We start from the raw sequence: 23,593 nt of genomic DNA, 5'->3' as shown, positions 1-23,593 counted from the left end.
GCGCATGATCGCCTAGCTTGCCAAAGGCGAAAATCCGACCCGCTGCCCCGCAGACCTTGACGAAAATCGATGCGCCTGTTTGAGACATGGGGGCAAATGGGGCATTTGCTCCGTGGGGGGAGATGAGCAAGCGGTGGGCAAACTGAAGCGCGTTCTTCGAATGCTTGCCGCGATGATCGTGGCCTCCGCTGTGACCGGCTGCACCAGCGTTTCCTACTACGCGCAGTCGCTGGAGGGTCATGTGCAGATCATGGCCGCTCGCAGAAATGTCGGGAAGCTCATCCATGATCCTTCGACGCCTAAGGCATTGCGCGCCAAGTTGACGTCGGCGAGCGCCATACGTCGGTTTGCGACAGATGAACTGGCGCTGCCCGAAAACAACAGCTACCGCAGCTATGTCGACATCCATCGGGACGCCGTGACCTGGGCCGTTTTTGCCGCGCCGCAATTCTCGCTCGCGCCAATAACATGGTGCTTTCCGGTCTTCGGCTGCGTTCCATACCGGGGCTACTTCTCTCGGAAATCCGCGGCTGAAAGCGCGGCCGAGCTTCAGAGACAGGGGCTGGACGTCTATGTCTCAGGCGTCACCGCCTATTCCACACTGGGCTGGTCCAGTGACCCGCTGCTAAGCACCATGCTGCGTCAGGACGACACGTATCTCGCAAGCCTTATCTTCCATGAACTGGCGCATCAGCGCCTCTATGTGGATGACGATTCCGCATTCAATGAGGCTTTCGCGGTTGCCGTCGAAACCACCGGCGTCAGGAAATGGCTGCGCGCCGCTGGCGACAAGGCCGGATTGCGCCGCTACGAAGCTGATCGCAAGCGCGGCGCCGATTTTCTCGGACTGGTTTCGAAAACCCGAGAGGAGTTGAGGCAGGTCTATGAAAGTTCCCGTACCCCGGAGCAGATGGCGGTCGCCAAGGCAGCCACGATCGACAGGCTGCGGATGCGCTACCGGCAGATGCGCGACAGACGCTGGGCCGGATACCGGAGATACGATGCCTGGTTCGATGCCCCGATCAACAACGCAAAGCTCGCCGCGACTGCTGTCTACGGCGAACAGGTTCCGGCCTTTCTTCGCTTGTTCGATTTGTGTTCCGGCGATTATCCAAGGTTTTACGCTGCTGTTCGACGGATCGCGGATTTGCCCAAACCTTCGCGTGCCGAAGCACTCAAGGCTGCGGATACGTGCAGACTTGAACAAGCATGAGGGCCCGGCCTCTGAATGCTCCGATGTCAGATGGGCCGAAAAACTAGCCAGAATGAAGCCGTTCCGCTGGCGACCCCATCGTGGCCGCAACTTCCTCGTCGACTTCGCTGTCTATGGACGAACTGCCGGCGAGCAGCCGAAGGGTTGGCGTGCCAGCTTTCGCAGCGCGACGCGCTCAGACGGCGATTTGAAGCGCCCCGTAGCGCTTTACTTCAGCCTCGATCTCCCTGACCAACGTCTCTAGCGCGGGATTTCGGGAGTTGCGGGCGCGTCTGATTACATAAGCCAGGTCTGGAGGCTTGGGAAATATGTTGTCGGCAATCTCCATATCGGGCTGCAGGTACCGCTGACTTAAGAGTGCGACGCCGAGGCCCGCCACTACGCCTGCAGTGATGCCGGCTGCGCTGGAGCATTCGAACACGGTCTCGAACACCGTATCCTCGTCCTGCCCGACGTCGATGCCCCAGCGCCGGTAAAAGCAATTCTCATCGAAGGAAAGAAATGGGACCGGCTTCCCGTTCGGCAGAACCAGGTCGCGAGATTTCACCCAATGCAGCGTCTCGCGGAACAGAAGGATGTCGGCGGGGCGGACCTCATGCTGGAATACTTGGATGATGGCGGCATCAATCGCTCCTTGGCCCAGCAGATCCTGCAACACGAGGCTCATGCGAACTTGCGTGCGTACGCTCACCTCCGGGTAGAGCCGGCGAAACCGGCCAAGAATGCGCGAAAGATCCGTGCAGGTCGTATCCTCGGTCATTCCCAGCGCGATCTTGCCTTGCAAAGTGCTTTTCGACAGGCTCAGGACCGCCTCGTCATGGATGCCCAGAATGCGCCGCGCATAGCCAAGCAGATCCTGTCCGGCCGTGGTGAACATCTGCGCGTTTGCTTTCCGGGTGAGGATTTCGCAGTCGAGACTCGTTTCGAGTCTCTTGACCTTGTGGCTGACTGCCGATTGCGACAAGCCGAGAATTTCGGCCGCGCGCGTGACGCCGCCGTGCTTCTCGATCGCGACCAGGGCGCGTAAGGCGTCGACATCCAGGCGGCGGCTCATCACTCCGGCCATGACATTCCTCGCTCGATACAAAAGCAATGCGTCGATTTCTGACCCACCGACGCTCTCTAAGGCAACAGTGTATGCTGGTTTTAGTGGCTATTTCATGAACGTATCGAAATTTGTCATGTGCAAATTTGCACTGGTGTCGCCAATAGTCTGGCCAACATAGGCCGTGCTCCGCTTCGGGGGCCACGGGCAGGCCTGAATAAAGAGATCCCATGACGCTCCGGCGAACCAAAACCCACGTCTCGTATGGCCAATAATGGCGACGGTCCTGGTCATAAGCTGGAGTTCTGGTTTCGTCGGCATCCGCTACGCCAGCGAGAATGCCGATGTCATGCTGGTGCTGTTCTGGCGGACCTTGATGTCCGGATTGATCCTCTTGCCATTTGCTCTCCTGATCGGATCGCGCATAAGCGGGCGTGCCTTGATCCAGCAGATGGCCTTCGGCATGGCGATGATGTTCCTCTATCTAGGCGGATTCGCGCTTGCCATCGGTCAGCGCGTGCCGACTGGCCTTGTCGCGCTGATTTCCGATCTTGTGCCTCTCGCCATCGCGGCCTTGTCGCAGCCCGTTCTGGGACAACGATTGACCGGGAGACAATGGATCGGAACGGCTCTTGGAGTGGCCGGCGTGCTTATCGTCTCGCTGGACAACCTGACCGTCGGGACGGCCCCGGCCTGGGCATATTTGTTGACAGCCGCTTCCATGACGGTTTTGGCGCTGACAACCGTAGTGCAGAAGCGGATGGGGACGATCAATATGCCCATCCATCAGAGCCTGTGCATTCAATGCTTGACGGCGGCGATCCTTTTCGCCGCTTGCGCCGAATGGAATGGCGGGCTGATGCCGCCCCTCGACGCCCGCTTCGGGTGCGGCATCGCCTGGCTGGTGCTGTTTTCGACCTTCTTCTGCTACGGCACGTACTATGTAAGCCTGCGCCTTTACACGGCATCACAGGTCAGCAGTGTGATCTATCTCAGCCCGCCGGTGACGATGCTCTGGGGCTGGTCGATGTTCGGAGAGCCGCTTTCGACGGCCATGTTCCTGGGCCTTGCGGTGACACTGTTCGGTGTTTGGTACATGTCGTCGAACAACTCACCGTCGAAGGACGCGGCAGTTTTGAGTTCAGTCAGCAGGAACGCCGGCTCTTTTATCGCCGAGGGCGGATTCGATCTCATGGTTGACCGCGATCGACGCCAGCATTGGTTCAACCATGGACATCAAGGAGGTAACCCATGAAGCTCACAGATTTCAAAGCCCTCACCTTCGACTGCTACGGCACCCTCATAGATTGGGAATCCGGAATGATCGACGGCCTGAAGCCGCTGACCGAAAGGGCTGCCCGGAGCTTAGGTCGGAACGACATTCTGGAAGCGCACGCTCGGCACGAATCTGGCCAGCAGAAATGGACTCCGGAGAAACGCTACTGCGACCTTCTGCCGATCGTTTACAAGCGACTTGCGGAGGAATGGGGTGTCATTGTCACTCAAGAGGAATGCGTGGCGTATGGCGAAAGCGTGAAGAATTGGCCGGCTTTTGCCGACTCCGCGGAATCCTTGCAGTATCTCAAAAAGCACTACAAGCTGATCATCCTCTCCAACGTCGACAACAAAAGCTTCTCGTTTAGCAACGAGAAGCTCGGTGTAGATTTCGACGCGATCTATACGGCGGAGGATGTCGGCTCCTACAAACCTTCCGACCGGAATTTCAACTATATGCTCGAAAATCTCGGGACGATCGGAGTCGAGAAGCGACAAATCCTGCACACCGCGGAAAGCATGTTCCACGATCACACTCCTGCCAAACGCTTGGGTCTAACATCGTGCTGGATCTATCGCCGGCATGCGGACCAGGGCTTCGGCGCAACGATGAATCCCGGCGACATACCGACGGTGGATTTCCGCTTCGACTGCATGGCCGACCTCGTCAAGGCGCACGCTGAAGAATTGCGGGCGGCTGATACCCGAGCCGCCAGGCCGCCTACTGCGTGACAGCAGGCGGAGATCGGTTCGTCTCGCCGCCCTACAGCTTTCCAAAAAGGCCGGACAGAATGTTCGGACCCGCTTCGCCCGGCCGCGGTCTGATCCCGTCCTCGAATCCGTTCAGCGTCACGCACTCGAAGCCGCGATGTGCAAGGCGTCACACCCGGCTGAAGCCTGCCGTTATCAAAAGACGCAGAGGTGGCGTCCCCCACCCTCCACGACGTGGTCGCGAAAGGGGCAAACCGTTCCTTATTGGGCGGTGGTCCTGAAGGCCCCACCGGCCGCTCACCCTGTAGCAAGCGACGACGAGCCCTACACGATGCCACAGGCGATCTTCGCTACGGCGCCAAGGGGCGACTCTATGTTCCCTTGACGATTCTCGGCTTGATCGGTCGGCGGGATTGAGCCCCGCTCTCGATGGTCAAGGCCAACCGCTTCTCGTCTTCGATGGCGCGATCGACTGCCTCGATTTCCTCTTGGAGAACCTTCAGCTCGGCTCCGTAGCTGGAACCGTCGCTGTCCCCAATCTGAAAGCCACTTGCCCGCATGGCGTCGCGAGTATGGTGTACGTTGCGGACTCCTTCGCGTCGGGTCGCGACCAGAATTTCCCTGAACTCTCCAAGACGTTCAATGTGACTGCGAGGCATTTGCGTTCTCCTATTTCGTCGTCATCGTCGCTGACGGCGATTCAGCCCGGCAAGAACCTACGGCGCAGAAGGTTTAAGCGCCTCTAAGAGATACGCTCGACAGAGCATGAATGCGGAAGCTCAAATTTGAACGTCTTGCAAAGTTAGAGACGGCAGCTGGAACCTGGGTTGGGGCTGCGCGCCTCTGCTGCTCGGGGCTCTTGCCGGTCCATCCGGCCGCCGATTCTGGATCGCGAGGGTTCGTCTATGAGCGCACAGCCCGGATCAGCCGGGCACGGCACGCTTGAGATCGCCAGCGGGCGGCTCTACTGGTCCGAAAACTTCACGCTCACGCCGCGCTGCCGGAAATAGGCCTGCATCAACTTGCGGCCCTGGCGGTTGTTCTGCGCCAGCTTGGTCGGATCGAACACCGCCTGTTTGATGCCCTCTCGTGCCAGCGCCGCCTTAAGGGTCGCAATATGCGCGTCGATGTCGGCATTGTCCGCCCGCAGCGAGGCATAGATCGTTTCGGTCGCCTCGGCCACGGTCGGTTCGCTCATAGGTGTCGTCCTTTGGTTGGTTGGGCGGCGGCATAGCACAGATTCGCGGCACGCCGATACCGATGAGACCCTCAGTACGCAGCGCCCGGGTTTTGGCAAGCGACAACAGGGTCGCTGCGAACTTGCAAGGGTAGATGTCAACCAATTCGCGACAATGGTAACCGGCGCCGAAGCCCGATGCATTCGCCATCTCGTGGCCATCGCAACCTTGCCGTTGGCGATGGAAGTGGCTTTCCCACCTCCGATGACGTGGTCGCGAAAGCTAACCGTTCTCTATGGGGCTTCGTAGAGTTCCAGCGGCAATCCATCTGGGTCTCTGAAAAAGGTAAACCGTTGGTCTGTATATGGGTCGATCCGGATTGGCTCAACGGCAACGCCGGCGGCTTCCAGGCGCATAATTACGGGATCAAGATTCGCCACGGCAAATGCCAGATGTCTCAGGCCTGTCGCCTCTGGATGGGACGGCCGCATCACTGGTGCAGGGAAGGAGAACAATTCCAGTTGGACGGACCCGATCTGCAGATCCGCCTTCCATGACTGCCGCTCTTCCCGATAGACCTCCCGGATCAGTTCGAGGCCGAGGAGTTCGACGTAGAACCGTCGCGACCGGTCGTAGTCGGTGCAGATGAGCGCGACGTGGTGAATGGCGTTCAGCATGCTACGAACTCTAGCCAAGCCGGGATTTCAGGCCAAGGTCACCATCGGGTACGCGGGGCACTTTGTTGATGTCGCCGTTCGCGAGGGTAGCCTTGTCCGGATTGGGCACAGCGTCGGATGGTCGGCCTGCCCGTTGTCTGTCAGTGCCCCGCCCAGGCCCCGACGCAGTAGAGCGCCTCAATCGCAGCGCGCCCGCCCCCGTGGCGGATGTCATAATCGGATGGCTTATGGTGCCGATCATGGCTCTGATCGGGTTCTTCGTGCCGCTGAGAAAAGCAGTTCGTGCAGCCCGTTCCATGGGCTATAATGCGCGCAGCATTGAGGTACCGGGATGCCGGGCTGGCTCGTATCAACCGTCCCTACGAATGTCTCGTCCGCTAACGGAGGGACATCGTGAATGTCCTGATTGTCTATGGAACGACTGAAGGGCAGACGGGGAAAATTGCCGCACGGGCGGCAACGCGTATTCGCGAGCGCGGGCACCAGGTCGAGCTGCTGGATAGCGCAGCGCTCGCATCCGATTTGAAGCTCGGACACTTCGACGCGTTCGTCATTGCCGCGTCGATCCACCAGGAGCACCACCAGGAAACCGTCACGAACTTCGTATTTGCGCATCACGAGGCGCTGAGCACCAAGCCCTCGGCCCTCATATCCGTCAGTCTGTCGGCGGCGCTGGAAGACCAAAAGACGGAGGCTCAAAAGTATGTGGATCGCTTCGTCGCCGTGACAGGGTGGCAACCACGCATGACCCTTCTTCTCGGGGGCGCATTGCGCTTCACCAAGTACGATTACTTTCAGGAGCAGTTCGTCAAATTCGTCGTCATGAAGAGCGGCGGCCCGAGCCCCGAGCGCGATCACGAATTCACTGACTGGAACGCACTCGCCGACTTCGTCGATCGATTTCTCGAGACGGCCAAACAAGGAGGTGCCTGAGTCCGGCGCAGCCTGCATCGAGATGCACAAAGTGAAGCTGGCCCTTTCACCTGGGGAGTCCCGTGATCGTCACTGAGATGACCGCCCAAGAATGCAGGATGCACCTGGCCGACAGCAGGGTCGGGCACCTCGCGTGCTTAAGGGACGGGATGCCGTACGTCGTGCCGATCAGCTTCGTTTACGAGAACGGCCACATCTACAGCTTCTCCCTGATCGGCCAGAAGGTCCGGGCGATGCGCGAACATCCTCAGGTCTGCTTCGAAGTCGACGAGATTGCCAACCCTCGCAGCTGGTGGAGTGTCGTTGCTTTCGGCCTCTACGAAGAACTGGCCGAAGCGGGCCCTCAGCAGAATGAGCGCGACCATGCCTGGTCGCTGTTGCAGAAAGCGCGCCCCAACTGGTGGGAACCTGGCAGCGAGACACCTCACGCCGAGGACAAGGTGGCCAGTCCGCCTCACCTCTTCTTCCGCATCAACATCGAGAAGATCACCGGTCGTCGTGCCCTGGTCTGACCGGCCCAGCCTGTTTCATGATGATCTCGCGATGCGGATAAGGGATGCTTATGCCGTTTGCCTTGAACGTGTCCCACAGCGCCAGCAGCACTTTGCCGCGCACATTGGTCAGGCCTTGCTGCGGGTCTCGGATCCAGAAGCGCAGGACGAAGTTCAGTGAGGAGTCACCGAAGTCGGTCAGCCAGCAGACCGGTCGCCGGTCGGCCTCGACCCGGCCGACGCTGATCGCGGCCTCTATCGCCAGTTCGCTGACCTTGTGCGGATCGGCGTCGTAGGAGACGCCGAAGTTCACGTCGAGGCGCACGAGGTTGTCACTGAACGACCAGTTGATGACCCTCTGGGTGATGAAGTCCTCGTTGGGGATCAGGAATTCGCGGCCGTCGCGCGTCACCACCGAGACAAAGCGCGCCCGCAATTCGCGTATCCAGCCGAAGGTGCCTTCGAGCGAAATCGTGTCGCCCGGCTTGATCGACTTGTCGAGCAGGATGATCACGCCGGAGACGAAATTCGAGACGACCTTCTGCAGTCCGAAAGCCAGACCGACGCCAACGGCGCCGGAAAACACCGTCAGCGCCGTCAGGTCGAGACCGACGGCGGAAAGTGCCACGGCGCCGGCCACCAGCACGAGGCCGATCTTGGCGACCTTGCCGACGAGGACGCGGATCGACTCCTCGGAGAGGCGGACGCGCTCATCGATGTAATTGCCGGCGACCACCGCAAGCCAGACCGTTGCGATCAGGAGCAGCGCCGCCTTCAGCACCATGAGGGCCGAAAGGCGAACCGCGCCTAGAGGGATTGCCAGGCCGTCGAGGAAGGCGGCCGCTTCGTCACTGACGCCCAGTATGACAAGGGCCGCGTAGATCCAGGCCAGCCAACCCAGCGTGCGCGCGATGAGGCGGTTGCGGATGATGCGCGACAGCACGGTCGCGAACAGCCACGCCAGCGAGAGCAACAGCGCGACGAGCAGGAGATGGGTGCGGCTCGGCCAGGTGATGACGAGCAACAAGTTGAGCGCGGCAAACAGGAAGATAATGAACAGGATCCAGTCGGTGCGCCGCAACAGCGCGATGACGACCCTTAAGAGTCCGGGATGGCCCTTGATCTGGCGTGCCTGGTTCTCGACGAGAGGCTCGACCCGCAGCGCCGCCAGCTTCGCCACGACAAAGAGCGAGGCGATGATGCCGACCTGATAGACGAACCATGGCGTGGCGGCATAGTCGAACCATCCACCGGCCCAGGCCAGCGCTCTATCGATGGCGTCGCGAAAATCCATTGCCACACGACCACTTGGCTAACGAACTGCAACTCGCGGTCCACAATGTCGTCGGCCTTGTGATTGGTCGAGTTGAGCTTGAGGATGGCTTTGTGAGCGGCAGCGGCGGAACAAATGCAGCAGGGCCCCCGCGAGGGGGCCTTGCCACTGATTCTTGCAAGATGATCGCCAGCCCTACTTCCCCATCACCTGCTTGGCGTTTTCTGCGGAGATCGCTGTCGTCTCCACCGTCACCGTCGGCTCCGCCGAAGTCGCGCAGTTGAGCAGGATCTTTTTCGACATCTCGATCGCTTCCTTGGCACCAGTCGGACAGGTGAAGGTCGCGACCCAATCGACATGCGGATTCGCCTGCCCAATTTAAGAAACCTCAGAAAAAGCCAAAAATTGATCATCGAAGCGCTTGCGCAAGCGCTTCGATTGGATTAATTCAATCTCCGTGACGAATTTGGCGCCGTAGAGCCGCACCCCAAATTCGCCTTCGGAGGGTCAGCAACAGTCACTGCCGACACGCGTCGCGCTCGCGCTTCGTGACGGCCTGGTGCTGCCTGCAAATTGTCAAACGGAACGGGAGGAAGTGATGAACATCAAGCAGAACGGACTGTCTCGCCGCACCTTCGTAAAGGCCTCGGCAGCACTTGGCGCGACCGCCGTGGCGGCTGCCTCGGGAATCAAGATAGCGCGAGCCGCGCCGGCCGAACTCAGATATTTCTATCGGGCGCCATGGCCGTCTTCGGAGGTCTACGCCAATTGGCTGATCGACGAGTGGAACAAGAAGAACGGCGATCGGGTCCATGTCACCGGCGCCAGTGTCGACGGCGAAACCTACAAGACCAAGCAGACCATCGAGCTGTCTTCGAGCAATCCGCCGGACCTTTTCTATTCCTGGGAAGGCGGGCGCGGCAAGGAAATCGTCGACAACGGCTTCTCCGCCGATCTGACGCCCTATTACGAGAAGTATGGCTGGGACAAGAAACTGAACCCGGCTGGTGTGACGCTGTCCGTCTACAACGGCAAGAAGCATTTCGTGCCGACGGAAATGTGCGCCTCCGTGGTCTGGTACCGCAAGGACATCTACGAGAAGCTTGGCCTCAAGGTTCCGACCACATGGGACGAGCTCATGGCCAACGCGCAGAAGGGCAAGGAAGCCGGCCTTGCCGCATTCATGCTGGCCAATCAGAAGAAATGGCCCTCGCAGTTCATGTGGTCGGCAATCCTGGTCAACAAGCACGGTCTGGACGTCTATGACGGGCTGATCAACGGCACCATTCCGTGGACCGACCCGCGCGCCGTCGATGTCACCGCCATGATGCAGAAGCTGGCCCAGGACGGCATGTTCGAGCCGTCGTTCAACTCGATCGATCTCGGACCGGCCATGGTGCCATGGACGCAAGGCCACGGCCTGCACTGGTATCAGGGCTCGTTCAATCTCGGCCGCTTCCGCGGTGACCAGCCGCAATGCTGCGTCGTGCCCATGGACTTCTTCCCGATGCCAGCCTTCCCGGGCAAGAAGCCGGTGATGTCGGTGTTCGCCGAGGATACAATCATGATCCATGCAAACAGCCCGAACAAGGACGCCGCGGCGGAGTTCCTGGACTGGATGGTGTCCGACGAAGCGATGAGCAAGAAGCTCGAGATCGACAAGCCTTATCCGTCGAACGTCAATTCAGACCTGTCGCGGCTGAGCGAGATGGAGCAACGCCTCGGCAAGGCAATGGCGGAGTCCGGCTCGTTCACCTTCATGCATGTCGACCATGCCACGCCGCCGGCGATCTCGGACAAGTTCCTCGACGGCGTCCAGGGTGTGCTGGCCGGCGCCATGTCGCCTGAAGACGCGATGAAGCTGACCGAGGACGAGGCGGCGCGCGTCAAGAAGTCCTAGGCGATGACCGAGCGGGAGAGGCGCAGCGCCCTTTTCCCGCATCCTCCCCGGCGGCGGTGCACTTCGGCGCATCGCCGCTTGGCGGGAGCCGCGTGCTGGTGAGCCCGACGCCGGCGCACACAGCCATTTTCCCAGTCAATCGAAAGGCGCAACACCATGGCCAGCAGCGCAAGGCGCTTCGATGATGGTACCTTCGTCGGTTTTGCCCGCCAGCATGTGTTCGTAACCGTGTTCGGCGTCGCCGTGCCGTTGCTGGTGTTTGCCTGCTTCATCGGCTACCCGATCCTCTACACGATCTACCTCAGTTTCTTCGAATGGAACGGCATGGCGCCGCAGAAGAAATTCGTCGGCTTCGCCAACTACGCCTACCTGTTCCATGACAATTATTTCTACATAGCGCTGGTCAACAACGCCAAGTGGCTGGTCGTTTCGCTGGTCTTTCCGGTCTCGCTCGGTTTCCTGATCGCCTATGTGATGAAGGCGCGGCTGGTGTTTGCGCCATCGCTGTTGCGCACGATCGTGTTCTTTCCGGTGACGATGTCGCTGATCGCGGTCGGCCTGATGTTCCTGCTCATCCTCAATCCGGTGTTCGGCGCCTTCGACACTCTGCTGCGGTCGGTCGGCCTCGGCTTCCTGGTGCATGAATGGTTCGGCGACTACCGCATCGCGCTCTACACGTTGGCGGTCATTTCCGGCTGGGCCTTCACCGGCATGCCGATGATCTTCTACTTCGCCGGCCTCGGCGACGTTCCGAAGGAAACATTCGACGCCGCGCGCATTGAGGGCGCGGGACATTGGCGCATGATCCGCAGCGTCGCCCTGCCCCAGCTGCGCCCCGTCACCGCGATCATCGTCATGCTGACGCTGTTCGAATCGCTGCGCGCCTTCGACCTGATCGCGGTGCTGACCAAGGGCGCGCCTTTCGGCATGACCAACGTGCTTGGCTATCTCGTCTACATGGAGAGCTTCTGGAATTCCCGCTTCGGCTACGGCGCAGCACTCAGCGTCGTAATCCTGGTGATTGCCGGGTCGCTGGCGGCTTTCCTGCTCGGCAAGGTCCTGAAGGGTGCTTTCGATGTCTGACACGACCATGATCGCCACGGGCCGCAGCCCCCTTCTTGCGGTTCTGCCCAAACTTGCCGCAACCGCCCTCATGCTGGTGCTGGCGGCAGTATGGCTCGGACCACTGCTTTTGATCGTGATGACGTCGATCAAGTCGAACGCCGAATTTCTGGCGGGGCCTTTCGCCTTGCCGAAATCGCCGACCATCCAGCCCTATATCGACGTCTGGTTCGGGCTGGGGTTCGGCACGCTTTTGAGAAACAGCCTGATCTATGCGACGGCAGGCTCGGCGCTCGCGGTGACGCTGGCGCTGGTCCCCGCCTTTGCGCTCAGCCGCATGAACGTTCCGGGGCGCAAATGGATCTTCGGCCTTCTGCTGACCGGTCTCATGCTGCCGCAGCAGACGGTGCTGATCCCGCTCTACGACACGCTGCGCACATTCCACCTGCTGGATACCAAGATCGGCCTGATCATCGTCCACGGCGTCTATGGAATGCCCCTGCAGGTGCTGATCCTGCGCGGCTTCATGACGACAATTCCGCCGGAAATCGAAAAGGCCGCCTATGTCGAGGGCGCGACCGATTTCCAGGTTTTCTGCAAGGTGATCCTGCCGCTGTCGGTTCCCGGCATTCTCGTCGGCTACACGCTGAACTTCATCGCCATCTGGAAGGAATTCGTGTTCGGGCTGGTGTTCCTCAACAGCGAGGACAATTTTCCAGTGACGGTCGGCATGCTGAAACTGAACAGCGACCGCTACCTCGCCGTCTTCAACCTGCCGGCCGCGGGTCTCGTCATCTCGCAATTGCCGATCGTGCTGCTGTTCATCCTGACTTACCGGCAGATCTCGGGCGGCAATCTCTCGGGCGCCGTGAAGGGCTGATGTCGGTGGCCTCTTTGCAACAAGGAATTTGTAATGGCTGATGTGTCCCTGAAGGACGTCGAGAAGCGCTATGCGATGGTGCCGGTTCTGTCCGGGCTGAACCTCGACATAGCCGACGGCGAATTCACCGTGCTGGTGGGTCCGTCCGGCTGCGGCAAGACGACGACGCTGAACATGATCGCCGGGCTGGAATCGATCACCGGCGGCACGCTGCGGATCGGCGCGCGCGACGTGACCACGCTGCCGCCGAAGGACCGCGACATCGCCATGGTGTTCCAGTCCTATGCGCTGTTTCCGCACATGACGGTTCGCGACAACATCGCCTTCGGCATGAAGATCCGCAAAACCCCTAGGGCAGATATCGAAGCGCAGATACGGCAGGTCTCGCAGCGGCTGCATATCGACGACCTGCTCGACAGACTGCCCAAGGCGCTGTCCGGCGGCCAGCGTCAGCGTGTTGCGCTTGGCCGCGCGCTGGTTCGCCGCCCAGGCGTGTTCCTCATGGACGAACCTTTGTCCAACCTCGACGCGAAGATGCGCATCGAGGCGCGCAGTTTCCTGACCAAGATGCATCAGGAGATCGGGACAACCACCGTCTACGTTACGCACGACCAGGCAGAAGCCATGACCATGGGCAGCAAGATCGTGGTCATGAATGGCGGCAAGATCCAGCAGGCGGCGGCGCCGCTCGAAGTCTACAACCAGCCGGCCAACCAGTTCGTCGCCGGCTTCATCGGATCGCCTGCCATGAACTTCCTGAGCCTCGCATACGACGGCAGCTCGCTGTCGGACCAGGCCTGCGGGCTGCGGATTTTGGTCCCGGAGTGCCGGCGCGCGGCACTCGCTGGTCAGCAGGGAAAGGTGGTTACGCTGGGCGTGCGGCCGGAGCATTTCAGCATCCTGCAGCCCGGTGCCACCGCAGGCCTCGATTCGATCGCCTTCAATGTCGATGTGGTCCAGCATCTCGGCCACGAAATTCTTCTCGACCTCAGCATCGGCGATCACAGGTGCATCGCTCGGCTGCCGCCCAGTGACCGTTCCAAGCTTGGGGAAAGCCGGCTGTTTTCCATCGATATGGACCACGTCCATTACTTCCACGGCGACAGCGGCGAAAACCTCATTGATTATGCCCGGCAACAATGAATAGTCGGCGGCGGATCGGCGACTAGGGGCCGTTCTCCGGCAGGCGGGTGCCGCATCGAGGGTAAAGGGATGGCGAGAGCGACTGCAACGATCAGCGACGTCGCCCGCCGTGCCGGAGTGTCTACGTCGACCGTGTCGCACGTCATCAACGGCACGCGGCTCGTCAGTCCGGAGAAAACCGCTCTCGTCAACGAGGCGATCGCCGCGACGGGGTATCAGCCGAACGCGCTGGCACGGTCGCTGGCGCGCAAGGTCAGCAACTATGTCGGCATCGCCGTATCGGCGATTACCAATCCTTATTTCAGCGACATCATCTGCGCCATCGAGAATGAGTGCGCCCGCCTCGGCCTGCTGGTCTTCCTCGCCGATACGCGCGACGAGCCTGGCCATGAACTGGCCGTCGTTCAGGCGCTGCAGGAGCGGAGGGTCGACGGCATCATCCTGGCCCCGTGCGGCGACCCTGACAACGCAACCGTGCGCTATCTGGAAAGGAGCGGCATCCCGACCGTGCTCGTCGACCGGTTCACGGCGTCGGCCTTCGATCATGTCGGCGTCGAGAACAAGCAGTCCGTCGCCAACCTAGTTTCGCACCTGGCCGAATTCGGCCACAGGCGGATCGGCATGATTGGCGGCCATGCCGGCTTCAGCACCACGACGGAGCGCATCGAAGGCTACAGGCTTGGCCTGAAGCGCCACGGGATCGCCTTCGATCCGGAGTTGATACAGTCATCGAACCAGACTTTTGAATCTGCCCAAAACTCGACCACGGCGCTGCTCAACCTGACAAAACGGCCAACCGGCATCATTGCCGGAAACAACCAGACGACGATCGGCGCCGTGGCCGCCATCCGCAATGCCGGCCTCAGAATACCGCAAGACATATCGCTTGCAGGCTTCGACGACTTCGAGTGGGCGAACTACTTCGAACCACGGCTGACCTTGTTGGCGCAGCCCTGCGATGAGATTGGCCGCAAGGCCGCGCAGATGCTCGTCGAACGGATCGGCGGTTTGCACGCAGCACCTCGTTCGGTCAGGTTGAAATCGACCCTTGTTGTCAGGAACTCTTGCGCGGCTCCGGCGATTTCCTGAGCCCCCTGACGGATCGCGTCGGGATGCGAGCCGTCCTGATTTTGCGCGGTGCGCAATTTCGATCAAACTGGTTTCGCGGAAAGACGGCAGCATGTCCGCGAGGAGACACATGAACCCGACCGAGAAAGCCCTGTGGTTCGTCGAAAGCCACCTGCCGGAAGCGGTCTCGCTCGACGATGTCGCGCAAAGCAGCGGCGTGTCGCGCTTTCATGTAACCCGAGCCTTTGGCGCCGCCACCGGCCGTTCGGTGATGGGCTACATGCGCGCGCGCCGGTTGAGCGAGGCGGCGCGCAAGCTGGCGGGCGGCGCGCCCGACATCCTCTCGGTCGCGCTCGATGCCGGCTATGCTTCGCATGAGGCTTTCACCCGCGCCTTCCGCGACCAGTTCGGCACCACGCCGGAACTGGTGCGCGCGCAGGGCACGCTCAAAAACCTCGATCTCGTGGAGCCGATCCTGATGGACCAGTCCTTCCTCACCACGCTCGAGCCGCCGCGTTTCGAGACCAGCCGGCCGTTCCTCATCGCCGGGCTCGGCGAACGCTACAGCTGCGAAACCAGCGCCGGCATTCCGATGCAGTGGCAGCGCTTCGGTCCCTATATCGGCAACATTCCGGGCGAGACCGGCGACGTTGCCTACGGCGTCTGCGTCAACGGCGACGACGCCGGCAATTTCGACTATATCGCCGGCGTCGAAGTGTCGGATTTTTCCGACCTGCCCAAGGAATTTTCGCGCGTACGGGTGCCGGCGCAGAAATACGCGGTGTTCGCCCATCGCGAGCACATCTCGACCATCCGCCGCACGGTCAACACGATCTGGAACAAATGGCTGCCGGCCTCCGGCCATGAGATATCAGATGCGCCGGAGTTCGAGCGCTACGGCCCGGAATTCGATCCGCGTAGCGGCAATGGCGGACTGGAGATCTGGATCCCGGTGAAGAGCTAGAGCTGCAAGTTCCAGTTCTGGCCGACCAGATCCTTGCCGAAGGAATGGTGGCGCTCCTCCTCGACAAGCTTGAAGCCCGCAGCCTCGTAGATATGACGGGCGGCGGTGAGGATATCGTTGGTCCACAGGGTCAGCATCTTGTAACCCTTGGCGCGGGCGAAGCCGATGCATTCATCGACCAGCCGCTTGCCGATGCCCAGCCCGCGCGCCGAAGGCTCGACATAGAGCAGGCGCAGCTTCGCCACCTCTTCGGACTTGCGCACGAGAAAGACCGAGCCGACGACCTCGCCTTCGCGCTCGGCGATCCAGCTGCGCTCCCATTTCGGATCGAAGGATTTTATGAAGGCGCCAAGGATCTCGGCGACCAGCGCCTCATAGGTTTCGTCCCAGCCATAGTCCTGCGCATAGATCATGCCCTGGCGACGAACGATCCAGCCGATGTCGCCGACCTGCAGCGGCCGCAGCATATAGGGTACTTTGGGGGCGGCGCCCTCGCCCAGCAGACGTTGCACCGTCTGCATCGCCTTGACCAGACGGTCCTGTTCCAGAGCGGGAAGCCGATCGAGCAGGGCCGCGACCTGGTCGTGCGAATCCTGGTTTAGCGGTGCGAAGGCCTGACGCCCGGCCGGCGTCAGCACGATCGACGAGCGCCGCGCATCCGCTTCGGTCGCGGCGCGTTCGACCAGGCCGCGCTCCTCGAATTTCTTCAGCAAGCGGCTGAGATAACCTGCATCAAGGCCGAGATCGCGGCCGAGATCGGTGGCGGTCAGGCCATCTAGATGCGCCAGTTCATAGAGCACCCGCGCCTCGGTCAGCGAGAAGGCGCTTTTCAGCAGCCCTTCGTCGAGCAGCCCGATCTGGCGGGTGTAGAAACGGTTGAAGGCGCGCACCGCGTCGATGCGCTCCTTGCCGGCTTGATGATGAATGGTCATGGCAGTCTCCTGCCCGCACAGTTGATCAATTACTTGACAGAGTCAACTAATCGATGAGCTGGCATCACTCACGCCATCGGCAGTGCCGGCCAGCGATCGACGATCCTGCCGCCGGAGAGCATCGCGATCGAGCCGAACTGCTGCAGCACCGCCTCGCTTTGCGTCGGGCGCAGCAAAGCGTAGTCGCCGGGTTTGACCGTCGCGTCGTTCGGCAAGCCCATGAATTGCTGGTTGGAAGACAGGCCGAGCAGACTGTTGGTCTCCATACCCTCCGGAAATACCGGTTCGGCCATCCATTTGCCGCCAAAGAGATAGCAGCCCTTGCGCGGAAACCGGCCAAGCGCCTGCAGCAGGCGCGAAACAGCGAGGGGACCAGGCAGCATCGGTTCGACCACTTTCAGGATCGGCGTGGCGATGAAGGCAGCCGGTTGAAAACCATCGAGGCCCGGCGTGTCGAAATCGCTGGGCAGCACGAAGGCCGAGCCCATCGACACTTCATTGGCCGCCCCGCCATGGTGAAGCAGCGCGGTCTTGCTGCCGCCAATGTTGAGGATGCGGCGCTGGTCTTCGCCGAGGCAAGCGACGAACGCCGTTGCCAGCGCCGACGCCTTCGCCAATGCTTTTGCCGGCCCGCCGAACAGGCCGGGAATGTGCGGCGCATGCGCCTCGTAGGCCATGACGCCTTCGCAGCGCAGCCGGGCCGGGAGCACCTTCAAAGCTTGCGACAAGGCCTCCGGGCTGGCAAAGCCGCCGCGATGCAGCCCGACATCGATCTCGAAAGCGATGTGCAGCTCGGTGCCGAGTTCGGCTGCCAGCGCGCCATATTCCGCCAATCTCTCTTGCGTGTCGATCAGCCAACAGACGCGTGACCAGTCGGCGCTGCCTTTCGAAAGCACGGCCCTCGCCGCGTCGACCGGCATTGGCTTGCCATACAGGATGTCGGCATCGGGGAACGCCTTCAGCACCACTGCCGTGATCGGTGGATGGAAAGTCATGAAGCGGCTCGTGCCGAGCGCCTTGCCGATATGCGAAAGCAGCGGCAGACAGGCCAGCGACTTGTCGACCAGCCGCACGGCAAGGCCTGGCGCCAGTCTTTCTCGGACCAGCGCAATGTTGCTGTCGAGCCGGTCGAGGTCGAGCAGCAGGCAAGGCTGGAAGATGCCGGCGGACCTCAGCGCATCCGACAATGCGGTGAAATAGGCGCTCATGGTTCGATGCCGAACAGCTCGGCCATATAGGGCGAAACAAAACGGTTTTCCGGATCGATGTCGCGGCGCACCGCCATGGCCTCGTCCCAGCGCGGATAGAGTTTTTTCAGCGCCGCCGCTTTCAGGCTGTGCATCTTGCCCCAGTGCGGCCTGCCGCCATATTTCAAGAAGATCGGCTCGGCCGCCCGCATGAAAGGCAGCGGATCGCTCGCCGCGTCATGGTGGATGGCGATCGAACAGGTCAGCCTGTTATAGAATGGCGACAGCCAGAATTCGTCGGGTGCGACCGTGCGCACTTCCATCGGGAAATAGACCTGGGGAAAGCGCTTCTCCGTCAGTTCGATGATCTCGGCCAGCGCCTTCGGACCATCCTCGAACGGCAAATGATATTCCATCTCGTTGAACTTCGTCTGCCGGTCGCTGGCATAGACTTTGAGCCAGTCCTGCACATAGTCCTCCGCCGGCAGCTTGGCGATGGCGCCCAGGATCAGCCGGCGGCGCAGCGACGGCAGCCAGGCCAGCGCGGTGCGCAAACGGCGCAGCGTCCTCAAACCAGCCTCGTCCTCCTCCACTGGCCGCTGTGTCGGTGCGGCATCGCTGAGATCGCTGGCAATGAACTGGGCATAACCGGAAAACGGAATGTAGTAGAACTCGGCCGAGCGATGCGCGGCCATCATCGTCTCGAAATCGCGCAGCATGTCGGCGATCGGCAACACCCATTTGCGGCGGCGCAGCCGGTAGGTGGCAATGTTGTTCAGCGTCACCTCGGTCAGCACGCCGAAGGCGCCGAGCGCGACGCCAATGGCGTGGATCGTCTCCTGATCGCTAGCCCTGGTGAAGTCGCGGACCTTGCCGAGCCCATCGACGATCTGCACCGTCTCCAGTTGAGTGTGATAGGCGCCGAGCGTAGGGCCTGAGCCATGGGTGGCGGTGCCGAGCGCGCCGCCGATGGCTTGCCGGTCGATGTCGCCCATATTGGGCAGCCCCTGGCCGATGCCTTGCAGGAGGTGCATCAGCGAGCCGAGCCGTGTCCCTGACCTCACTCGTGCCTGATTTAGCTGAACGTCGTGCGACACCAGGCCCTCGAGCTTTTCCAGCGAGACGATCGTGCCTTCGGATTTCACCAGCGGCGTGAAGGAATGGCCGGCGCCGACGACCCGCACCGGGCCAGGAGCGGTACGCACCAGATCGCCAAGCTCGCCGGCGTCGGCGGGACTGGCGATCAGTTTTGGTTCAGCACGGACAAAACCGGACCAGTTGCTCCAGCTGTTCATGCTGCCTCCTCACCTAGGCAATTGCGCGGCGACGCCGCACCACGAGGACGAACAGGCCGAGCAGCGCCACGCTGGCGGTGGCGCTGGCGGCGGCGAATTCCGGCACCGGCCTAAAATCCTTGCCATCGATCAGCAGCGACGCCGCGATCGGCCCGATTGCCAGACCGAAGAGCTGGGCGGCCGGCACCAACAGCACTGATGTCCGCGTCTCGTCGGCGGTGATCGCCAGCCGGATCTGATAGGGCACAATGAACAAGAGGATGAAGCCCATGACCAGCGCAGCGGCCCAGAACACCGTCAGGCCCGGGCCGCTGGCGAGCACCACGGAGCTGGCAAAAGCGATCACGCCGATCGCCACGATGGCAAGGCGGTAGTCGATGCGCGCCTCGAAGGCAGTCGCCGTCATCGCGCCAAGAACCTGCACCGCGAGGCTCGCCGAGACGATCAGGCCAACGGTGCGGCCGTCAATGCCGTATTGCGCGCCGAGCGGTTCCAGAAAGGCCCAGACCGCGCCGAAGAACATGAAATAGCAGAAGACAGAAGCCAGCGCGGTGAGCGAAGGAACGGTCAGCACATTGGCCAGATTCTCGTCCTTGGGCAGCTCTGCATAGTCATCAGGCACAATGAAGGCGACCGCCAGCGAGGCGACGCAGACGACGGCAAGGACGATGAAGCCACCGACCGACCCGGCGGCCGGGATGACATAGAGCGCCAGTAAGAGAGCAAGCGCGCATTGCGCCAAAGTCTGCATGGTGACGAAATAGCCGCCGATGCGCTCGGCCCGACGCGAACGGGCGATCAGTTCGGTGGCGACCGCCACCAGCCCACCTTCGGCCAGCCCGGCGACAGCGCGCACTGATATCAGCATGCCGGTGCTGACGGCATAGGCCGTCCACAAATTGGCTAGAGCCAGCAGGATCAAAAGCGCTGCACTTTTCCAGCGCATATTGTGCGCCGAGAGCAACATCGCCACCACAGCCGAACCAATGGCAATGGCGACCATCTCCGCCGTCGCGACCAAAGCCAGTTCGTCGCCGCTGACATGTCCCTCGGTGTAGAGCGCACCGAGCAGCACCGGCTGCAGCCCGAGGATGAGCAGACCAACCGAACCGATCCACAGCGCCGAGGCAAGCTGGCCGCCGGTCGGGTTGCCGACCAGCCAATCGGCATTGTGCTCAGCCTTTGCTAGCGTCACAGGCCCCTCCCCAGCGTCCTTGCCGTGCTTCAAAAAATCTGACAACCTGTCAGCATTCCTCAAAACTGATACTTGATCATATTTTTTGTCAAGCATGAATTTGGGGCTGCCGCGGGAGATCTGGCGCATGAAAGAAGCAAGCCGGACTGCAACCGAGCCGAGGCGCATGCCGAAGCAGGAGCGCAGCCGCGACCGCATCGACGCCATCCTGGCAACGACCATGCGGCTGATCGGCGAAAAGGGCATCGATGCCGTCACCATGAAGGAAGTCGGCATGCTAGCGGGCGGGCCGATCGCCACCGTCTATCACTACTTCCCCAACAAGTCGGCGATCCTGGCGATGCTCTACGAGCGGTTCTCCGAGGAAAGCCGGGCGCGCTTCGGCGCCATCATCGCCGAGATTGACGGACTGGACGATGTGACAGCAGCAGCGGACCGTCTGCTCGAAGACTACTATCGGCGCGTCGCCGAAGACCCCGCTATCCAGGATCTGCAGAATGCGATCCAGGCCGACAAGGCGCTGCAACATCTCGACATCGCCGAGACCCGGCAGCAGGCGAAGCTGTTCTGCGATCATGTCGGCCCTCTCCTGCAGCCGGAGAAGCGCGACCAGTTCGCCCGCGTGGTATTCCTGTTCTTTCAGCTTGCCGGCGGCGTCGTACGTCTGGCACTCACCCAAGACGAAATGGAAGGCCGCCGGACCCTCGACGATTACCGGTCGATCATCCACACCCAGTTGCGGCTGTTTCTCTGATTACGGGTCGAGCTTCGGCGCCAGGATCTCGACCAGCCAGTCGACAAACACCCTGACCCTTGGCGAAAGCTGGCGGCTGCGCGGATAGAGAACCGAGATCGGTGTCGCGGACGGCGGGCAGTCGCCCAGCACCTCGCTCAGCCTGCCGGCGGCAAGATCCTCGGCGAAACGAAGCCACGGCGCCTGGTAGAGGCCGAAGCCGAGCCGCACCAAAGTGGCGCTGGTGTCGGAATTGGCCACGGTGACCAGCGACGGCAGGACGATTTCGCGGACCTCGCCATCAACCTTGAATTCCAGCGGCATCACCTGTCCGGTGCGCGACGAGACGAAGCCGATCATCCTATGCCCGGCAAGATCATCGAGAGAGCGCGGCACGCCGTGGCGCTCGAGGTAGGCCGGGCTGGCGACCGTAATCTCGCGCGCGGTGCCCAGCCGGCGCATGATCATGTCGCTGTCGGGAAGCACACCGGCACGGATGACACAGTCGACGCCTTCGCGCACCAGATCCACCAGGCGATCCCCCTCGCCGATATGCACGCTCAGGCCGGGGTGGCGGGCAAGCAAGGCCGGCAGTTCCGGCAGGATGAACGTGCGGGCCATGTGGCCGTTGACGTCAATGCGCAACCGCCCGCTGGCCTCGTTCGCGCCGAAGCCGCCTTCGGCTTCCTCGACATCGGCCAGGATGCCGGCGCAACGCTGATAATAGGCCTCGCCGTCGGGCGTCGGGGTGACATGGCGGGTGGTGCGCCGCAAGAGCTGCACGCCGAGCCGCTCCTCCAGCTGCTTGATCGCCGAGGTCGCGCTGGAGCGCGGCAATCCGAGATCGGCGGCGGCAGCCGTGAAGCTGCGCCGTTCCACGACGCGGGTGAAGAGGCGCATGCTGTCCAGCTTGTCCATGTCGATTGTTCGCATAATTTGAATAGAGAAGGCAATATCGGTCCGATTATATCGGCAATCAAGAAGAATACATCACTGCCATCGCAACCGATGGAGATTGACCATGACCACACAGAACCGACAGATAGCCCTGATCACTGGCGGCAGCCGTGGATTGGGACGCAACACCGCGCTCCACCTTGCCCGCAAGGGCGTCGATGTGGTGGTCAGCTACCGTTCCCGCGCCGATGAGGCACAGGCGGTGGTGGCAGAGATCGAGGCGGCGGGCGGCCGCGCCGTGGCGCTGGCGCTGGATACAGGCGCTGTCGCAACCTTCCCAGCCTTCGTCGAGGAACTGAAGCGCACGTTGCGCGAGACCTGGCAGCGCGATCAATTCGATTTCCTGGTCAACAATGCCGGCACAGGCCTGCGCAAGACCATCGCCGAGACGGCCGAGGATGAGTTCGACACGCTGGTCAACATCCATCTCAAGGGCGTCTTCTTCCTCACCCAGGCGCTGCTGCCGCTGATCAAGGATGGCGGCCGCATCATCAATATTTCGAGCGGGCTGGCACGCTTCTCGGTGCCGGGCTCGTCCGCCTATGCGATGATGAAGGGCGGCATCGAGGTGTTCACACGCTACCTGGCCAAGGAGCTCGGTATGCGCCAGATCACCGCCAACACGGTAGCACCCGGCGCGATCGCGACCGACTTCAACGGCGGCCATGTGCGCGACGACGCCGACGTCAATCGCGTCGTGGCCGGGATGACCGCACTCGGCCGTGCCGGAGTGCCCGACGACATCGGACCGATGATCGCCTCGCTGCTGTCGGAGGACAACCGCTGGGTCAACGCCCAGCGTTTGGAAGTGTCGGGCGGGATGAACATCTAGCCATCGAACACCTTCAATTATCCCCGCGTGTCCTGCGCCCGCTGTTCCGCCGTTGCTGGCCGGCGCAGCGGGCATATTTCGTGGCAAAGCCAATGCCGAGTGGCGCATCCCAGAGACAGCCAATCGCGCAAAACAAAATTTCGCGCCTCGTCGTGCCGCTACGCGCCTTGACTCCGACTGGCCGCGCGCCTATTTCACCGCCACGTTAGCACTCGCCTTTGGTGAGTGCTAACTCATACGTCCGGCGCCGCCGGATGGAGGAACTGTTCTCACCGTTCTCATTCGAGGAAGAAAAAATGGCAAAGTCGAAGTTCCGCCCGCTTCATGACCGTGTGGTCGTTCGCCGGGTCGAATCCGAATCCAAGACGGCCGGCGGGATCATCATCCCGGATACGGCGAAGGAAAAGCCGCAGGAAGGCGAGATCATCGCCGTTGGTTCCGGCGCCCGCGACGAAGCCGGCAAGCTGGTCCCGCTGGACGTCAAGGCTGGCGACCGCATCCTGTTCGGCAAGTGGTCGGGCACCGAAGTCAAGCTCAATGGCGAAGACCTTCTGATCATGAAGGAATCCGACATCATGGGCATCATCGGCTGATTATCGGCCTCACCGTCAACTGAATTTCGGGCTTGATCCCAAGCCCCTGCCAGGAG

General features: G+C 61.6%; 24 protein-coding genes. 14 read left to right on the top strand and 10 right to left on the bottom strand.

The window, feature by feature from the left end:
* Nucleotides 1-160: 160 nt before the first annotated feature.
* Nucleotides 161-1,213: an aminopeptidase gene (locus AC1DVW_RS04215; protein ID WP_477321608.1), complete on the top strand. Its 1,053-nt coding sequence runs from the start codon at nucleotides 161-163 to the stop codon at nucleotides 1,211-1,213.
* 175 nt (nucleotides 1,214-1,388) lie between these two features.
* On the opposite strand, the gene AC1DVW_RS04210 is transcribed toward AC1DVW_RS04215, so the two are convergent.
* Entirely contained in the window at nucleotides 1,389-2,279 is an 891-nt protein-coding gene (locus AC1DVW_RS04210) for a LysR family transcriptional regulator (protein ID WP_477273629.1), read from the bottom strand.
* 253 nt (nucleotides 2,280-2,532) lie between these two features.
* Between AC1DVW_RS04210 and AC1DVW_RS04205 the strand changes: the two genes are divergently transcribed.
* Both AC1DVW_RS04205 and AC1DVW_RS04200 read left to right on the top strand, forming a co-directional pair.
* Entirely contained in the window at nucleotides 2,533-3,513 is a 981-nt protein-coding gene (locus AC1DVW_RS04205; protein WP_477321368.1) for a DMT family transporter, read from the top strand.
* Entirely contained in the window at nucleotides 3,510-4,265 is a 756-nt protein-coding gene (locus tag AC1DVW_RS04200; protein ID WP_477321366.1) for a haloacid dehalogenase type II, read from the top strand. Before AC1DVW_RS04205 ends, AC1DVW_RS04200 begins: the two co-directional genes overlap by 4 nt.
* Before the next feature lie 350 nt (nucleotides 4,266-4,615).
* Here the strand turns inward: AC1DVW_RS04200 and AC1DVW_RS04195 are convergent, their stop codons facing one another.
* From AC1DVW_RS04195 to gloA2, 3 genes are all read right to left on the bottom strand, one after another.
* Entirely contained in the window at nucleotides 4,616-4,903 is a 288-nt protein-coding gene (locus tag AC1DVW_RS04195; protein ID WP_477273633.1) for a hypothetical protein, read from the bottom strand.
* A gap of 305 nt (nucleotides 4,904-5,208) precedes the next feature.
* The gene (locus tag AC1DVW_RS04190; RefSeq protein WP_477321364.1) at nucleotides 5,209-5,442 is read right to left on the bottom strand and encodes a hypothetical protein; all 234 of its coding nucleotides are present in this window, start codon (nucleotides 5,440-5,442) and stop codon (nucleotides 5,209-5,211) included.
* Between the two features lie 273 nt (nucleotides 5,443-5,715).
* Nucleotides 5,716-6,099 (bottom strand): SMU1112c/YaeR family gloxylase I-like metalloprotein, encoded by a 384-nt coding sequence (gloA2, locus tag AC1DVW_RS04185; protein WP_112561848.1) that lies wholly within the window; start codon nucleotides 6,097-6,099, stop codon nucleotides 5,716-5,718.
* A gap of 393 nt (nucleotides 6,100-6,492) precedes the next feature.
* Between gloA2 and AC1DVW_RS04180 the strand changes: the two genes are divergently transcribed.
* Together AC1DVW_RS04180 and AC1DVW_RS04175 are read left to right on the top strand one after the other, a co-directional pair.
* Complete coding sequence (locus AC1DVW_RS04180; protein WP_477321362.1) at nucleotides 6,493-7,032, top strand: flavodoxin domain-containing protein; 540 nt, start codon at nucleotides 6,493-6,495, stop codon at nucleotides 7,030-7,032.
* Nucleotides 7,033-7,094: 62 nt separating this feature from the next.
* Nucleotides 7,095-7,544 (top strand): pyridoxamine 5'-phosphate oxidase family protein, encoded by a 450-nt coding sequence (locus AC1DVW_RS04175; RefSeq protein WP_477321360.1) that lies wholly within the window; start codon nucleotides 7,095-7,097, stop codon nucleotides 7,542-7,544.
* Here AC1DVW_RS04175 and AC1DVW_RS04170 read toward each other — a convergent pair.
* Nucleotides 7,519-8,817: a mechanosensitive ion channel family protein gene (locus tag AC1DVW_RS04170; protein ID WP_477321358.1), complete on the bottom strand. Its 1,299-nt coding sequence runs from the start codon at nucleotides 8,815-8,817 to the stop codon at nucleotides 7,519-7,521. The two genes, AC1DVW_RS04175 and AC1DVW_RS04170, sit on opposite strands and share 26 nt — an antisense overlap.
* Before the next feature lie 577 nt (nucleotides 8,818-9,394).
* On the opposite strand from AC1DVW_RS04170, the gene AC1DVW_RS04165 reads away from it, so the two are divergent.
* From AC1DVW_RS04165 to AC1DVW_RS04140, 6 genes are all read left to right on the top strand, one after another.
* Entirely contained in the window at nucleotides 9,395-10,696 is a 1,302-nt protein-coding gene (locus tag AC1DVW_RS04165; protein WP_477321356.1) for an ABC transporter substrate-binding protein, read from the top strand.
* Nucleotides 10,697-10,852: 156 nt separating this feature from the next.
* Nucleotides 10,853-11,779, top strand: coding sequence for a carbohydrate ABC transporter permease (locus AC1DVW_RS04160; RefSeq protein WP_477273647.1), 927 nt, complete (start codon nucleotides 10,853-10,855; stop codon nucleotides 11,777-11,779).
* A complete protein-coding gene (locus tag AC1DVW_RS04155; RefSeq protein ID WP_477242627.1) occupies nucleotides 11,772-12,638 on the top strand; it encodes a carbohydrate ABC transporter permease in 867 nt (288 codons plus the stop codon). Before AC1DVW_RS04160 ends, AC1DVW_RS04155 begins: the two co-directional genes overlap by 8 nt.
* A gap of 33 nt (nucleotides 12,639-12,671) precedes the next feature.
* Nucleotides 12,672-13,781, top strand: coding sequence for an ABC transporter ATP-binding protein (locus AC1DVW_RS04150; protein WP_477321354.1), 1,110 nt, complete (start codon nucleotides 12,672-12,674; stop codon nucleotides 13,779-13,781).
* 69 nt (nucleotides 13,782-13,850) lie between these two features.
* Complete coding sequence (locus tag AC1DVW_RS04145) at nucleotides 13,851-14,870, top strand: LacI family DNA-binding transcriptional regulator (protein ID WP_477242623.1); 1,020 nt, start codon at nucleotides 13,851-13,853, stop codon at nucleotides 14,868-14,870.
* 109 nt (nucleotides 14,871-14,979) lie between these two features.
* Nucleotides 14,980-15,813: a GyrI-like domain-containing protein gene (locus tag AC1DVW_RS04140; RefSeq protein ID WP_477321606.1), complete on the top strand. Its 834-nt coding sequence runs from the start codon at nucleotides 14,980-14,982 to the stop codon at nucleotides 15,811-15,813.
* Here AC1DVW_RS04140 and AC1DVW_RS04135 read toward each other — a convergent pair.
* The 4 genes from AC1DVW_RS04135 to AC1DVW_RS04120 form a co-directional block, all read right to left on the bottom strand.
* Nucleotides 15,810-16,745 (bottom strand): bifunctional helix-turn-helix transcriptional regulator/GNAT family N-acetyltransferase, encoded by a 936-nt coding sequence (locus AC1DVW_RS04135; RefSeq protein ID WP_477321352.1) that lies wholly within the window; start codon nucleotides 16,743-16,745, stop codon nucleotides 15,810-15,812. The genes AC1DVW_RS04140 and AC1DVW_RS04135 overlap by 4 nt on opposite strands.
* A gap of 68 nt (nucleotides 16,746-16,813) precedes the next feature.
* Complete coding sequence (locus tag AC1DVW_RS04130; protein ID WP_477321350.1) at nucleotides 16,814-17,953, bottom strand: alanine racemase; 1,140 nt, start codon at nucleotides 17,951-17,953, stop codon at nucleotides 16,814-16,816.
* On the bottom strand, nucleotides 17,950-19,227 hold the full coding sequence (locus AC1DVW_RS04125) for a D-arabinono-1,4-lactone oxidase (protein WP_477321348.1): 1,278 nt from the start codon (nucleotides 19,225-19,227) through the stop codon (nucleotides 17,950-17,952). The genes AC1DVW_RS04130 and AC1DVW_RS04125 overlap by 4 nt, the downstream gene beginning before the upstream one ends.
* Before the next feature lie 13 nt (nucleotides 19,228-19,240).
* Nucleotides 19,241-20,422 carry an MFS transporter gene (locus AC1DVW_RS04120; RefSeq protein WP_477321346.1) on the bottom strand — a complete coding sequence of 394 codons (1,182 nt, stop codon included), beginning with the start codon at nucleotides 20,420-20,422 and terminating at the stop codon, nucleotides 19,241-19,243.
* A 127-nt stretch (nucleotides 20,423-20,549) separates the two neighbouring features.
* Between AC1DVW_RS04120 and AC1DVW_RS04115 the strand changes: the two genes are divergently transcribed.
* On the top strand, nucleotides 20,550-21,176 hold the full coding sequence (locus AC1DVW_RS04115; protein WP_477321344.1) for a TetR/AcrR family transcriptional regulator: 627 nt from the start codon (nucleotides 20,550-20,552) through the stop codon (nucleotides 21,174-21,176).
* Here AC1DVW_RS04115 and AC1DVW_RS04110 read toward each other — a convergent pair whose 3' ends face one another.
* Complete coding sequence (locus tag AC1DVW_RS04110; protein ID WP_477321342.1) at nucleotides 21,177-22,073, bottom strand: LysR family transcriptional regulator; 897 nt, start codon at nucleotides 22,071-22,073, stop codon at nucleotides 21,177-21,179.
* A 103-nt stretch (nucleotides 22,074-22,176) separates the two neighbouring features.
* Between AC1DVW_RS04110 and AC1DVW_RS04105 the strand changes: the two genes are divergently transcribed.
* Together AC1DVW_RS04105 and groES are read left to right on the top strand one after the other, a co-directional pair.
* Nucleotides 22,177-22,944, top strand: coding sequence for an SDR family NAD(P)-dependent oxidoreductase (locus AC1DVW_RS04105; protein WP_477321340.1), 768 nt, complete (start codon nucleotides 22,177-22,179; stop codon nucleotides 22,942-22,944).
* Nucleotides 22,945-23,240: 296 nt separating this feature from the next.
* Nucleotides 23,241-23,537 (top strand): co-chaperone GroES, encoded by a 297-nt coding sequence (gene groES / locus AC1DVW_RS04100; protein ID WP_006203049.1) that lies wholly within the window; start codon nucleotides 23,241-23,243, stop codon nucleotides 23,535-23,537.
* Nucleotides 23,538-23,593 lie beyond the last annotated feature (56 nt).

It is taken from the genome of Mesorhizobium sp. P3_B5 (genome assembly GCF_056402815.1).
This window is presented reverse-complemented; position numbering and strand designations above follow the sequence as displayed.

Bases quoted from the DNA above. Each gene is read 5' to 3' on its own strand.
- AC1DVW_RS04190 (WP_477321364.1), bottom strand. From the start codon at position 5,442: ATGAGCGAACCGACCGTGGCCGAGGCGACCGAAACGATCTATGCCTCG.
- AC1DVW_RS04140 (WP_477321606.1), top strand. From the start codon at position 14,980: ATGAACCCGACCGAGAAAGCCCTGTGGTTCGTCGAAAGCCACCTGCCG.
- AC1DVW_RS04205 (WP_477321368.1), top strand. From the start codon at position 2,533: ATGGCGACGGTCCTGGTCATAAGCTGGAGTTCTGGTTTCGTCGGCATC.
- AC1DVW_RS04195 (WP_477273633.1), bottom strand. From the start codon at position 4,903: ATGCCTCGCAGTCACATTGAACGTCTTGGAGAGTTCAGGGAAATTCTG.
- AC1DVW_RS04130 (WP_477321350.1), bottom strand. From the start codon at position 17,953: ATGAGCGCCTATTTCACCGCATTGTCGGATGCGCTGAGGTCCGCCGGC.
- AC1DVW_RS04165 (WP_477321356.1), top strand. From the start codon at position 9,395: ATGAACATCAAGCAGAACGGACTGTCTCGCCGCACCTTCGTAAAGGCC.
- AC1DVW_RS04155 (WP_477242627.1), top strand. From the start codon at position 11,772: ATGTCTGACACGACCATGATCGCCACGGGCCGCAGCCCCCTTCTTGCG.
- AC1DVW_RS04105 (WP_477321340.1), top strand. From the start codon at position 22,177: ATGACCACACAGAACCGACAGATAGCCCTGATCACTGGCGGCAGCCGT.
- AC1DVW_RS04170 (WP_477321358.1), bottom strand. From the start codon at position 8,817: ATGGATTTTCGCGACGCCATCGATAGAGCGCTGGCCTGGGCCGGTGGA.
- AC1DVW_RS04115 (WP_477321344.1), top strand. From the start codon at position 20,550: ATGAAAGAAGCAAGCCGGACTGCAACCGAGCCGAGGCGCATGCCGAAG.
- AC1DVW_RS04125 (WP_477321348.1), bottom strand. From the start codon at position 19,227: ATGAACAGCTGGAGCAACTGGTCCGGTTTTGTCCGTGCTGAACCAAAA.
- AC1DVW_RS04215 (WP_477321608.1), top strand. From the start codon at position 161: ATGCTTGCCGCGATGATCGTGGCCTCCGCTGTGACCGGCTGCACCAGC.
- AC1DVW_RS04200 (WP_477321366.1), top strand. From the start codon at position 3,510: ATGAAGCTCACAGATTTCAAAGCCCTCACCTTCGACTGCTACGGCACC.
- AC1DVW_RS04210 (WP_477273629.1), bottom strand. From the start codon at position 2,279: ATGGCCGGAGTGATGAGCCGCCGCCTGGATGTCGACGCCTTACGCGCC.
- AC1DVW_RS04135 (WP_477321352.1), bottom strand. From the start codon at position 16,745: ATGACCATTCATCATCAAGCCGGCAAGGAGCGCATCGACGCGGTGCGC.
- gloA2 (WP_112561848.1), bottom strand. From the start codon at position 6,099: ATGCTGAACGCCATTCACCACGTCGCGCTCATCTGCACCGACTACGAC.
- AC1DVW_RS04145 (WP_477242623.1), top strand. From the start codon at position 13,851: ATGGCGAGAGCGACTGCAACGATCAGCGACGTCGCCCGCCGTGCCGGA.
- groES (WP_006203049.1), top strand. From the start codon at position 23,241: ATGGCAAAGTCGAAGTTCCGCCCGCTTCATGACCGTGTGGTCGTTCGC.
- AC1DVW_RS04150 (WP_477321354.1), top strand. From the start codon at position 12,672: ATGGCTGATGTGTCCCTGAAGGACGTCGAGAAGCGCTATGCGATGGTG.
- AC1DVW_RS04110 (WP_477321342.1), bottom strand. From the start codon at position 22,073: ATGGACAAGCTGGACAGCATGCGCCTCTTCACCCGCGTCGTGGAACGG.
- AC1DVW_RS04160 (WP_477273647.1), top strand. From the start codon at position 10,853: ATGGCCAGCAGCGCAAGGCGCTTCGATGATGGTACCTTCGTCGGTTTT.